Source organism: Amycolatopsis echigonensis (assembly GCF_002846615.1).
Lineage (GTDB): Bacteria > Actinomycetota > Actinomycetes > Mycobacteriales > Pseudonocardiaceae > Amycolatopsis > Amycolatopsis echigonensis.
Genome location: NZ_PJMY01000003.1, coordinates 3025252 through 3037403, shown reverse-complemented (window position 1 = coordinate 3037403; position 12152 = coordinate 3025252). Strand labels below are relative to the sequence as shown.

The 12152-nt window shown below is 69.4% G+C and carries 9 protein-coding genes; 6 read left to right on the top strand and 3 right to left on the bottom strand.

The features are described 5' to 3' along the window. The first annotated feature begins 71 nt into the window (after positions 1–71). Positions 72–728, top strand: a complete 657-nt coding sequence (locus ATK30_RS19225; protein WP_101436765.1) for an HAD family hydrolase — start codon at positions 72–74, stop codon at positions 726–728. An 86-nt stretch (positions 729–814) separates the two neighbouring features. Further along, positions 815–1672 carry an SAM-dependent methyltransferase gene (locus ATK30_RS19220; RefSeq protein ID WP_101436764.1) on the top strand — a complete coding sequence of 286 codons (858 nt, stop codon included), beginning with the start codon at positions 815–817 and terminating at the stop codon, positions 1670–1672. Positions 1673–1740: 68 nt separating this feature from the next. On the opposite strand, the gene ATK30_RS19215 is transcribed toward ATK30_RS19220, so the two are convergent. Both ATK30_RS19215 and ATK30_RS19210 read right to left on the bottom strand, forming a co-directional pair. After that, positions 1741–2829 (bottom strand): inositol-3-phosphate synthase, encoded by a 1089-nt coding sequence (locus ATK30_RS19215; RefSeq protein ID WP_101436763.1) that lies wholly within the window; start codon positions 2827–2829, stop codon positions 1741–1743. A 65-nt stretch (positions 2830–2894) separates the two neighbouring features. After that, positions 2895–3452, bottom strand: a complete 558-nt coding sequence (locus ATK30_RS19210; protein WP_037716279.1) for a PadR family transcriptional regulator — start codon at positions 3450–3452, stop codon at positions 2895–2897. Positions 3453–3697: 245 nt separating this feature from the next. Here ATK30_RS19210 and ATK30_RS19205 point away from each other — a divergent pair, with 245 nt between their 5' ends. The 3 genes from ATK30_RS19205 (at position 3698) to ATK30_RS19195 (ending at position 9876) form a co-directional block, all read left to right on the top strand. Next, on the top strand, positions 3698–4099 hold the full coding sequence (locus tag ATK30_RS19205; RefSeq protein WP_037809062.1) for a DUF5318 domain-containing protein: 402 nt from the start codon (positions 3698–3700) through the stop codon (positions 4097–4099). 91 nt (positions 4100–4190) lie between these two features. Further along, on the top strand, positions 4191–7124 hold the full coding sequence (locus ATK30_RS19200; RefSeq protein WP_208637371.1) for a transglycosylase domain-containing protein: 2934 nt from the start codon (positions 4191–4193) through the stop codon (positions 7122–7124). 439 nt (positions 7125–7563) lie between these two features. After that, positions 7564–9876 (top strand): transglycosylase domain-containing protein, encoded by a 2313-nt coding sequence (locus ATK30_RS19195; protein WP_101436762.1) that lies wholly within the window; start codon positions 7564–7566, stop codon positions 9874–9876. Positions 9877–9942: 66 nt separating this feature from the next. Here ATK30_RS19195 and ATK30_RS19190 read toward each other — a convergent pair whose 3' ends face one another. Next, positions 9943–11001, bottom strand: a complete 1059-nt coding sequence (locus tag ATK30_RS19190) for a Gfo/Idh/MocA family oxidoreductase (protein ID WP_101436761.1) — start codon at positions 10999–11001, stop codon at positions 9943–9945. A gap of 57 nt (positions 11002–11058) precedes the next feature. Between ATK30_RS19190 and ATK30_RS19185 the strand changes: the two genes are divergently transcribed. Then, positions 11059–12126 carry an ROK family transcriptional regulator gene (locus ATK30_RS19185; protein WP_101436760.1) on the top strand — a complete coding sequence of 356 codons (1068 nt, stop codon included), beginning with the start codon at positions 11059–11061 and terminating at the stop codon, positions 12124–12126. The last annotated feature ends 26 nt before the right edge of the window (positions 12127–12152 follow it).

Below are 12152 nucleotides of genomic sequence, written 5' to 3'. Positions count from 1 at the left end.
AAAAAGTAGTTAGGGTAGCGAAGTAATTCGGCTCACAAGGTGGTCCAGGCCAGTAGCCCTAGGCTGGACAAGTGGATGCGGTGATCTTCGACCTCGACGGCGTACTGGTGGACTCCGAAACGACGTGGGACGAGGTGCGCCGAGCCGTAGTCGCCGAGCACGGCGGGACCTGGCGGCCGGAGGCGACCCGCGCCCAGCAGGGGATGAGCACGCCGGAATGGGCGAACTACCTGGTGGAAACCCTCGGCGCGCAGCTCGCCCCGGACGAGATCGCGCGCGTCGTGATCGACGAGATGGCGGCCCGCTACGCCGACCGCCCGCCGGTCATCGACGGCGCCGACCAGGTCGTGCGCGAGATCTCCCGGCATTGGCCGGTCGCGATCGCCAGTTCGTCGCCGCCGGTGCTGATCCACTCGTTCCTGACGGCGTGCGACTTGACGTCCCTGGTCCCGGTCGCGGTGTCGAGCGAGGAAGTGGCCGCGGGCAAGCCCGAACCGGACGTCTACCTGCGTGCGGCGACGCTGCTGGGCGTCGAAGCTTCCCGCTGCGCCGCGGTGGAGGACTCGACGAACGGCCTGCGCGCGGCGTTCGCGGCGAACATGACGGTGTTCGCGGTGCCGAACCCGCATTTCCCGCCGGATCCGGCCGTGCTGCGAAAGGCCACGGTGCTGCCGAACCTCGCCGCCCTGCCGCACTCGCTGAGTGACGCAGCCCACAGCGGCAAATAACCGCAAAACGGTCGCTGCCCGTATCCGCCCCGTCGCGCAGTGCCATCCTGAACCTCTGCCAACAAGATCGGCTCGAGGGGTGGGAATTGGCTGCACCGGACCAGGATTGGGACATCGTCAGCAGCGTCGGACTGACCGCGCTCGGGGTCGCGGCCGGCCGGGCGATCGTCACCGTGTCCCCGGATCCGCTGATCGAAGACCCGTACGCGGCGGAGTTCGTCCGCGCCGCGAATCCGCCGCGGCCAATGCCGATCGAACCGCTCGACGATCCGCTCTGGATGGCGATGGCCGGGTACCTCGCGGTGCGGTCCCGGTTCTTCGACGACGTGGTCACCGGCACGGACGCGCCGCAGGTGGTGATCCTCGCCGCCGGGCTCGACGCCCGCGCCTTCCGGCTGGACCTCTCCGGCCGCGACGTCTACGAGGTGGACCAGCCGCGAGTGCTCGCGTTCAAACAGGACGTGCTGGACGGACTCGGCGCGGCCCCGCGCTGCCGCCGCCATCCGATCGGAGCCGACCTGCGCGAGGACTGGCCCGCCGCCCTGGAAAACGCCGGGTTCGACCGCACCCGTCCGTCGGTGTGGATCGCCGAAGGGCTGCTGCCGTATCTGCCCGCGGCCGCGGAGGAACTGCTGTTCGACCTCGTGCACGCCCGCAGCGCGCCGGGCAGCCGGATCGGCCTCGAACACATCCCCGACCTCGGCAGCACCGACATCCTCGACACCATCCGGTCGTCGGCCGCCGGAGCACGGCTCGGCCTCGACGTGAACGACGTGCTTTCGACCGAACCGCGCCGGAACCCGATCGACTGGCTCGCCGGGCAAGGCTGGCGGACGACGGTCGACCGCGCGGGCGATCTCGCCGCCCAGTACGGCAAGCAGCTGCCCGACCCGCTCGGCGACGCGATGACCAAAACCGAACTGGTCACCGCAGACCGGCCCTGACGCCGTGAAGGGCTCCTTGAGGGAATCAGATTCCCTCAAGGAGCCCTTCACGGACAGTCAGGCTCGGGTCAGCGCTCCAGTTCACCGCGGATGAAGGCGTCGACCGCGTCGCGGGCGGTCGAGTCGTCGTACTGCTCCGGCGGCGACTTCATGAAGTAGGACGACGCGGACAGGATCGGGCCGCCGATGCCGCGGTCCTTGGCGATCTTCGCCGCGCGCACCGCGTCGATGATGATGCCCGCCGAGTTGGGGGAGTCCCACACCTCGAGCTTGTACTCCAGGTTCAGCGGGACGTCGCCGAACGCGCGGCCCTCGAGGCGGACGTAGGCCCACTTGCGGTCGTCGAGCCACTGCACGTAGTCCGACGGTCCGATGTGGACATTGCCCTTGCCGAGCTCGCGGTCCACCTGCGAGGTGACCGACTGGGTCTTCGAGATCTTCTTCGACTCGAGCCGCTCCAGCTCCTTCATGTTCAGGAAGTCCATGTTCCCGCCCACGTTGAGCTGCATCGTGCGGTCGAGCTGCACGCCGCGGTCCTCGAAGAGCTTCGCCAGCACGCGGTGCGTGATGGTGGCGCCGACCTGGGACTTGATGTCGTCGCCGACGATCGGGACGCCCGCGTCCTCGAACTTCTTGGCCCACTCCGGGTCGGAGGCGATGAACACCGGCAGCGCGTTGACGAACGCGACGCCCGCGTCGATCGCGGCCTGCGCGTAGAACTTGTCGGCCTCTTCGGAGCCGACCGGAAGGTAGGAGACGAGCACGTCGACCTGCGCGTCGCGCAGCGCGGCGACCACGTCGACGGGTGCCTCGTCGGACTCCTCGATGGTCTCGCGGTAGAAGCGGCCGAGGCCGTCGTAGGTGTGCCCGCGCTGGACGGTGACGCCGAGCGGCGGCACGTCGGCGATCTTGATCGTGTTGTTCTCGCTGGCGGAGATCGCCTCCGAGAGATCCCTGCCGACCTTCTTCGCGTCGACGTCGAACGCGGCGACGAACTCGACGTCGCGCACGTGGTAGTCGCCGAACTGGACGTGCATCAAACCGGGGACGCGCGTACCGGGATCCGCGTCGCGGTAGTACTGCACGCCCTGGACCAGCGACGAGGCGCAGTTGCCGACGCCCACGATGGCCACCCGAACGCGGCGGTTCTCGCCCATGCCGGTTTCTCCTTCAATCTCATCCACTTGCATCTGCAGGTCTGCCGCCCCGTTGCGGCCGCCGCTCAACTCGGTCCCGGCTGCTCCGGGCCGCGCTGCTCGGCTTGTTCGTGCGCGATCAGCTCGTTGAGCCAGCGCACCTCCCGCTCGCTCGACTCCAGCCCCAGCCGGTGCAGCTCGCGGGTGTAGCGGTCGATCTTCTCCTCGGCCCTGGCCAGCGCGTCCCGCAAGCCTTCGCGCCGCTCCTCGACGCGGCGGCGGCGGCCTTCCAGGATTCGCATCCTGACGTCGGCCGGTGTCCGCGAGAAGAACGCCAGGTGGACGCCGAATCCCTCGTCGTCCCACGTCTGCGGTCCCGCGTCGCCGAGCAGTTCGGCGAAGCGTTCCTTGCCCTCGGCGGTGAGCTTGTAGACGCGGCGGCCGCGCCGGGACCACGCCCGGTCGTCCGCCTCGTCGAACTCCTCGACGAGGTAACCGGCCCGCAGCAACCGGCGCAAGGTCGGGTACAGCGAGCCGTATGAGAACGTCCGGAACATCCCGAGCGTCTCGTGCAAACGTTTGCGCAGCACGTACCCGTGCATGGGCGCCTCGTGCAGCAATCCGAGGATCGCGAGTTCGAGCACACCACACCCCATTCCGGGAATACGCCGCGGCCGGCACCGTTGATCACCCGGGACCGGCTCAGCCAACCTACTCGCCGATTATATCGCGCCGATACATCGAAGTGGCGGAAGTAACCCCCGACCAGCGCGCGCCCGGCGATCCGTGATCAGAGCGTTATCGCTCTTTCGGCGTGTCCGAACGGTCGCCGTGGGTGCGGGAAAGCAGGGGGCACCGCGGACACAGAAAGAGCCCGTACTCTGTCCTCGTGCGAAACCAGCGGCAGGTTGTGGATTACGCCTTGCAGCGCCGTGCGCTGCTGGCCGGCGTCCGCTCCGGACGCGTCGGAGACCACGAGGTCTGCGACGCGAGCCCGTACCTGCTCCGCGCGGCGAAATTCCACGGCAGGCCCGAGGACCGGGCCTGTCCGATGTGCCGCCGGGCGCCGCTGCACCTCGTCTCCTGGGTGTACGGCGACGAGCTCAAGCACGTCTCGGGATCGGCACGCACCCCCGCCGAACTGACCCGGATGTCGGGGATTTTCGGGGAGTTCACGGTCTATGACGTAGAGGTGTGCCGGACGTGCCATTGGAACCATCTGGTCCTGTCCTATGTCCTCGGCACGGGAGAGCCCCAGCCGACCCGGCCGCGAAGGACTGCCGGGCAGTGACGAGTACCACAACCGCTGCAGAACGCAGGGCGGCGCGCCGCTGTCCGTCCCGGACGACGGCGCCGGCAGTACAGCCCTCGGAGGCCCATTCGTGAACGACGACCGCAACCGCTCCTGGCCGAGCCAGGAGCCAGATGCACCTCGCCGTGCCCGGCGCCCGCAGGAGGACCCCGGTCCCGCCTGGCCCGCCGATGACGCCCCCCGGCGCCCCGCGCCGCCCCGCCGTCCTCCCGCGGGCGGTCCGCGCCCGCCGCGCGCCCCGCGAGCCGAAGCCGGTCCGGAATGGCCGAGCGGCGACGAAGGCGCTCCGCAGTGGCCCGCCGCCGACGAGCCGCGCCGTCCGCAGCGGCCTCCGCTGAACCGCGCTCCGCAGGGCCGCCCGCCGCAAGGCCCGGCACCGCAGGATCGCGGTTCGGCCACCCGCGCGTCTCAGATCCTCGACGGACAGGGCGCGCCCCCGCCGCGTCGTCAGCCCCCGGTCGGACGTCCCGGGCCCAACGGCGGTCCTAATGGCGGTCCGAACGGCGGTCCCGCCGGGAACGGCACCCAGGGTTTCCGGCAGCCGCCGCCGGGCGGACGTCCGCCGCAGGGCCGCCGGGTCCCGCCGCCTCCGCCTCCGCCGTCCTATCCGGAGACCGACCGCGAACCGGACCTGATCACGCACGCCGCGCACAACGGCTACGCGCCTTACGACGACCGGTACGACGACCACGACCCGTACGACGAGGAAACCCGCCTCGCCCAGTACTCGGACGACGCGGACTTCGAGGACGAGCCGGAAGGCGAGGAGGACGGCAAGAAGAACAAGATGCCGCTCTCGCCGATGCAGCGCCGCAAACGCCGGTGGAAGATCGTCCGGCGCGTGCTGTACGCGATGTTCGGCCTGTTCGTCGTGGTGCCCGCGATCGCGTTCGTGATCACTTACTTCCTGGTCGACGTGCCGTCGCCGCAGGACGTGCTCGCGAAGCAGAGCCAGCCGATCACCTTCTACTACGGCGACAAATCGGTGATGGGCAAAGTGGTCCCGCAGGGCGGCAACCGCGAACTGCTGCAGCCCAACCAGATCCCCGAGGTCGTCAAGCACGCCGTCTACTCGGCCGAGGACGCGAGCTTCGAGACCAACTCCGGCTTCAACGTGATGGCGATCCTGCGGTCGGTCTTCAACCAGGCGACCGGCGGCACCGGCGGCGGTTCGACCATTTCGCAGCAGTACATCAAGCAGGCGACCAAGAACGACGCCCCGACGCTGACGCGGAAATGGACCGAGCTGGCGAAGTCGTTCAAGCTGAACAACGAGACGTCCAAATCGGACATCATCACCGGCTACCTGAACATCGTCTTCTTCGGCCGCGGCGCGAACGGCATCGCCGCCGCGTCGAAGGCGTACTTCGGCAAGGACGTCAAGGATCTCAACGCTTCCGAGGCGGCGCTGCTCGCCGGGATGATCCAGGGCCCGAGCCGCGACCGCGACACCGCGTACGTGCAGAAGCGGTGGAGCTACGTGATGGACCAGATGGTCGCCAACCACTGGCTTTCGCCCGCCGACCGCAAGGCCGCGCAGCTTCCCACGATGATCCCGCGCGACGCGCAGAAAAAGGAAGACGCCGGCACGCTGGACTACTTCATCCAGCAGCGCATTCTCGACGAGCTCAAGGACAAGGGCTACGACGAGGACAAGCTGTACTCCACCGGCGCGAAGATCTACACGACGATCGACCCGAACGCGCAGAAGATCGCCGTGCAGTCCGTCCAGGACAACATGCAGGGCCAGACCGACGAGAACCTCCGGGGAGCGCTGGTCGCCGTCGACCCGAGAACCGGGGGCGTGCTCGCCTATTACGGCGGGCCGACCACGGTGAAGAACAGCGCGGGCAAGGACGTGCTCGCCACGGACTGGGCGAACACCCCGCAGAACCCCGGTTCGTCGATGAAGGCTTACGACCTCACCGCCTGGCTCAAAATGGGCAAGGGCCTCGGCGAAGTCTTCGACGGCACCAACAACCGGGAGCTCGGCGGCCGCGTGGTCCGCAACGCGGGCGAAAGCGCCAGTTGCGGTCCTCAGTGCACGGTCAAAAAGGCCATGGAGGTTTCGGCGAACACCGTGTTCTACGACATGGTGCTGAACTGGACGAAGCCCGCCCGGGTCGCGGAAGCCGCGAAGGAAGCGGGCGTGCAGGCCGCGCCGAAGGGCAAGGCCAAGCTCGGTACGAGCGACGCCAACATCGCCCTCGGCGGTGGCGCCACCGTGGTCACCCCGGAGGACATGGCCGCCGGCTACTCGTCGTTCGCCTCCGGCGGTGTCCGGCGCGATCAGCATTTCGTCGCGAAGCTCACGAACTCCCAGGACGAGGTCATCTTCGACGACACGGCCGGGCAGGCGAAACCCGCGTTCGACGACAACGCGGACAAGAGCAAGCAGATCGCCGGGAACGTCACCGACGCGCTCGGTCCGGTCATCGCCGAATCGCACCTGAAGTGCCCGAGCGGCCACGAGTGCGCGGGCAAGACCGGTACCCAGCAGTACGACCCGCAGGACGGCGACCCGAGTTCGTACAAGGACCGCAACGCCCAGACCTGGATGGTCGGGTACACGCCGTCGGTGTCGGCCGCGGTCTGGATCGGCGGCGACGGCAACAAGCCGCTGCACGACCAGGACGGGAACCCGATCTTCGGCAAGACGATCGCGGGCCCGGCGTGGCAGGACTTCCTCACGAACTACTTGAAGGACAAGCCGAGCGAGAAGTTCGACAAGGTCGATCCGATCGGCAAGGACGCGGACGAGGTCGTGACGTCGAGCAAGACGGCCCCGCCGCCGCGCCAGACGTCGAGCGAGCAACCGCCGCCGCCTCCCACGACGTCCTCGTCTTCGGAGCCGCCGCCGTCCACCTCGTCGCATCCGCCGTCCTCGACGACGACCAGCCCGACCCGTCCGGGCGGCATCTTCGGCGGCGGCACCGACGGCGGCAACCCCGGCAGCGGCGGCGGTCCCGTGGTGAACGGCGAACCGCCGAGGCGCACCGGCTGATCCGCGCCCGACCCTTCGAAGAGGCTCCTCTCCACCCCGGAGAGGAGCCTCTTTTCGCCGGTACCACCCGCCTGGGGGTGCGGTAGGTTCACCGACGGTCTCCTCCCCCGGGAAGGGGATCGGCCAGGAGAGTGAACCTCGACCGGGGTTGCCGCGTCTGGTCACCAGAGGGCCTTCTGCGTCCGCAGGCTGCCCGTGTCCGAGAAGAGGATCCGCAGTGAACGACGACCGCAGCCGCTCCTGGCCCGACCGGGAACCCGACCCGCGGCGTCAACCACCTCCCGCCCAGCCCGGGCCGCCGCCGTGGGCCCGCGGCCCGCAGCCGCCCGCAGCCGGTCCGGCCCGCCCGGGGGGTCCGGCGGGTTCTCCGCCGCCGGGCCGCCGTCCGCCGCCGCCCGGCCGTCGCCCGGTTCCGCCGCCGCAGCGCGAGCCGGAGCTGATGACCCACCGGATCGCCGAGGACGACTACCGCGACCCCGGCTACCGGGACGCCGGTTACCGCGACGAGGGACCGCTCGCTCCGGACGACGGCTATCCGCCGGAAGACCTGGACAAGAAGGGCCGCACCCCCGCCCAGCGCAAGAAAAGACGCTGGAAGATCATCCGGCGCAGCGCGTACGCGTTCGTCGGCCTCTTCATCGTGATCCCGGCGATCGCTTTCGTGATCACCTATTTCCTGGTCGACGTGCCCTCGCCGCAGAGCGTGGCGCAGGGCCAGAACCAGGCTGTCACCTACCTCTACGCCGACGGCAGCCCGATGGGCAAGGACGTGCCCCCCGGCGGGAACCGGCAGATCCTCACCTCGCAGCAGATCCCGGACGTGGTGAAGCACGCGGTGATCGCGACCGAGGACTCGACGTTCGAGACCAACTCCGGCTTCGACGTCACCGGCCTGCTGCGCGCGGTGTTCAACAACCTCACCGGCGGCACCGGCGGCGGGTCCACGATCTCGCAGCAGTACATCAAGAAGGCCACCGACAACGACGCCCCCACGCTCACCCGTAAATGGACCGAGCTGGCGAAGTCCTTCAAGATGAACCAGACGTACGAGAAACAGGACATCATCACCGCGTACCTGAACATCATTTACTTCGGGCGCGGGGCGTACGGCGTCGGCGCGGCGTCGCAGGCCTTCTTCCACAAGGACGTCTCGAAACTGGACTACTCGGAGGCCGCGCTGCTGGCCGGGCTGATCCAGCAGCCGGGCCGTTCGGAAAACCCGAAGGTGGCGCAGAGCCGCTGGACCACCGCGCTCGACCGGATGCTCGCGAACAAGTACATCACCCCGCAGCAGCGGCAATCGGCACAGTTCCCGGACGTGATCCCGCTGGCGGAGTCGAAGGACGACGCGAACGCCCCGTACAAGTTCATCAGCGAACAGGCCAAGGCCGAGCTGGGGCAGCACGGCATCGGGGACGACAAGTACTACTCCGGCGGCTACACGATCCAGACGACCATCGACAAGCACGCCCAGGAGATCGCGACCCAGGTGGCGACCGACGCGCTGAAGGACCAGTCGGACGACCGGCTGCTCGATTCGCTGGTGGCGGTCGACCCGAAGACCGGCGGGGTGCTCGCGTACTACGGCGGGCCGGCGACCATCGACGTGAACGGGAAGAAGCAGGGCGCTCGCGACTGGGCGAACACGCCGCAGAACCCCGGTTCGTCGATGAAGGCGTTCGACCTCACCGCGTTCCTCAAGATGGGCAAGGGGATCAACGAGACCTTCGACGGCAGCAACAACCGGGTTTTCGACGGCCGCAAGGTGCGCAACGCGGGCCCGAGCTCCAGCTGCGACGGGCAGTGCACCGTCGCCGAAGCGATGAAACGGTCGGCCAACACGGTCTTCTACGACATGGTGCTGAACCAGACGCATCCAGGTCCGGTCGGGCAGGCCGCCCAGGATGCGGGCGTCAAGACCAAGGACAACGGCGGCAAGTCGGAGATCTCCACCGCGGACGCCAACATCGCGCTCGGCGGCGGGAACACCCGGATCACGCCCGCGGACATGGCCAGCGCGTACGCGACGTTCGCGGCCAACGGCGTCCAGCGCGACCGGCACTTCGTGCAGAAGGTGACCAACTCGCAGAACGAGGTCGCCTACGAGGCGCAGCCGAGCCCGGGCAAACCGGCGTTCGACAGCGACGCGGACAAGAGCAAGCAGATCGCCGGCAACGTGACCATGGCGCTGGGCCCGGTGATCGACTTCTCGCACCTGAAGTGCCCGTCCGGCCACGATTGCGCGGGCAAGACCGGTACCCAGCAGCACACGCCGCGGCCGGGCGAGCCGGCGTGGGCGGCGAACGCGAACGCGCAGACCTGGATGGTCGGCTACACGCCGTCGGTCTCGGTCGCCGCGTGGGTCGGCGCGGACGGCGACCAGGCGCTGCACGGCTCGGGCACGTCGCCGATCTACGGTTCGACGATCGCGGGCCCGATGTGGCAGAAGTTCCTCGACGCCTACTTGAAGGGCAAGCCGGGCGAGAAGTTCGACCAGGTGTCGCTGATCGGCGTCCAGGCCCCGCCGCCGTCGCAGGACCAGAGTGCGGGCGACGAGCAACAGCCGCCGACGCAGACCAACGGCAACGAACCGGACCCCGGCAACGGGAACGAGCACGGCGGTCCGATCACCGGCGGACCCAGCCAGCCGCATTGGCCGAGCGGGCTTCCGCACTGGCCGTCGGGCAAGCCGTCGTCGCACAACCCGCCGACCGGTGGTCCGTCGACGGGCGAATCCCCGCCGCCGCAGTGACGAAAAAGGCCGTGGCCGCGACGGTGGGGGGAGGCCGTCGCGGCCACGGCCGTTCAGGGGGCGGTGTCAGCCGCCGAGGGTGATCACGCGGCCTTCGGCACCCGAGCGGTGCGCGGCTTCGATCACGCGCAACGCTTCGACCGCGCTCGCCGGGTCCACCGGGAAATCCGCCTCGCCGCGCAGCGCGTCCCGGACCTGGGCGTAAAACGCTTCGTAGCAACCGGTTTCGGTCGGCACCGCTTCGGTGTCGTCATTCACCCCGAGCAAGCCGGCGTCGCTTTCCGGCTCCACGCCCCAGCCGTCGTCGCCGGGGCGGAGACCGGCCTTGATCTGCGGTTCCTGGACGTCGAGGCCGTATTTGGTGAACGTCGCCTGGTCGCCGAGCACGCGGAAGCGCGGGTTGCGAGTGCCGGCGAGCGCGGACGACCACAGGTGCGACCGCACGCCGTTCGCGTGGTGCAGGGCCACGAACACGTCGTCGTCCACCGCCGCGCCGGGGCGGCGGCGGTCGACCTCCGCGTAAACCTGGGCGACCGGACCGAAAAGCTGCAGCGCCTGGTCGACGATGTGCGCGCCGAGGTCGTAAAGCAGACCACCGGCCTCGGCCGGATCGCCGAACTCGCGCCAGTTGTCCTTGATCTTCGGCACCCAGCGGTCGTAGCGGGATTCGAAGCGGAAGACGTTGCCGAGGCGACCGGATTCGAGCACCTTGCCGACGGTGCGGAAATCCGAATCCCAGCGGCGGTTCTGGAACACCGTGACGCCGACGCCCTTGGCCTTCGCCGCGTCGACGACCTGCTGCGCTTCGGCCGAGGTCGGCGCGAACGGCTTGTCCACGACCACCGGAATCCCGGCCTCGATCGCGCGGAGGGCGAGCGGCACGTGCGTGCGGTTCGGCGTGGTCACCACGACCAGGTCGAGCTCACCCGCACGGGCGAAAAGCGCATCCGCGTCCGGGACTACTTCGGCGTCCGGATGTTCCGCACGCGCCTGCGCGGCCCGTTCCGGATTCGCGGTCACCAGCACGGCCGGGACCAGGCCAGGCGTCGCCGCGACCAGCGGCGCGTGGAAAATCCGGCCGCCGATCCCGTATCCGAGAATGCCGACCCGCGCGTCATCAGCCATGGCCGCTATTAAACAACACTGTTGCGTAATAGGCCACCCGTCCGCGATGATCGGCCGATGGCGGAGACCGGCGTCAACCTGCGCGGGCTGCGACGCCACAACCGCGCGCTGCTGCTCGGGCACATCCTGCGCGCCGGCGGGCTGAGCCGGGTCGAGCTGGCGCAGCGGTCCGGGCTCACCCAGCAGGCGGTGTCGAAAATCGTGTCCGACCTGCTGCCGGAAGGACTGCTGGACGTCGAACGCCAGGCCGCGGCCGGAGTCGGCAAACCGCGCACGATGCTGCGGCTGCGCGCGGAAGCCCGCTGCGCACTCGGCGCGCAACTCGATCGGGACGGGTTTCTCGTGCTGCGCACCGGCCTGACCGGCGAGGTCGAGGAGATCGTGGAAGGCCCGCTGCCGGTCGGCTTCGCTCCGGAGACCGCGGTGACCGCGATCGCCGACGGGGCGCGCAAACTGGTCGCCGACGTCGATCCGGCACGGGTGCTCGGGCTCGGTGTCGGCGCGGTGGGACCGCTCGACCACCGCGCGGGCCGCGTCCGCGACGCCACGAACATGCCCGGCTGGCACGACGTCCCGCTGCGCGATCTGCTCGCCGAACGCACCGGTCTGCCGGTCACGCTGGACAAAAACACCAACTCGGCCGCCTTCGCGCACGCCTGGCCGGAAGAAACCGCGGCGGCGACCGCCGTCGTGCTCGTCGGGACCGGAATCGGCGTCGGCCTGCTGATCGACGGACGCGTCTATCGAGGCCCGCGCACCAACGCGGGTGAGTTCGGCCACACCACCATCGCCTACGCCGGACCGCGCTGCGCGTGCGGACGCCGCGGCTGCGTCGAGGTCATGCACCGCGCCGCGGGCACCCCGCACGACGCCGCCCGCCTGCTCGGCATCGGGCTAGCCGACCTGGTGCAGGTGCTCGATCTCGAACGGATCGTCCTGTTCGGACGGACCATCCGCGCCGCGCCCGAGGTCTACCGCGAGACGGTCTCGCAGCAGCTGCGAGACCTGCTGCCGGTGCCGTACTGGCAGCGCATCGACGTCGAACTGAGCGACCTCGACGAGGAGGCCGTGGCCCTCGGCGCCGCTTTCGAGGTGCTTGCCGGGTTTTACGAGGATCCGAAATGACCGGCACCCCACCCGCGGACCGATAG

Bases quoted from the DNA above. Each gene is read 5' to 3' on its own strand.
- ATK30_RS19215 (WP_101436763.1), bottom strand. From the start codon at position 2,829: ATGGGCGAGAACCGCCGCGTTCGGGTGGCCATCGTGGGCGTCGGCAAC.
- ATK30_RS19195 (WP_101436762.1), top strand. From the start codon at position 7,564: ATGACCCACCGGATCGCCGAGGACGACTACCGCGACCCCGGCTACCGG.
- ATK30_RS19190 (WP_101436761.1), bottom strand. From the start codon at position 11,001: ATGGCTGATGACGCGCGGGTCGGCATTCTCGGATACGGGATCGGCGGC.
- ATK30_RS19185 (WP_101436760.1), top strand. From the start codon at position 11,059: ATGGCGGAGACCGGCGTCAACCTGCGCGGGCTGCGACGCCACAACCGC.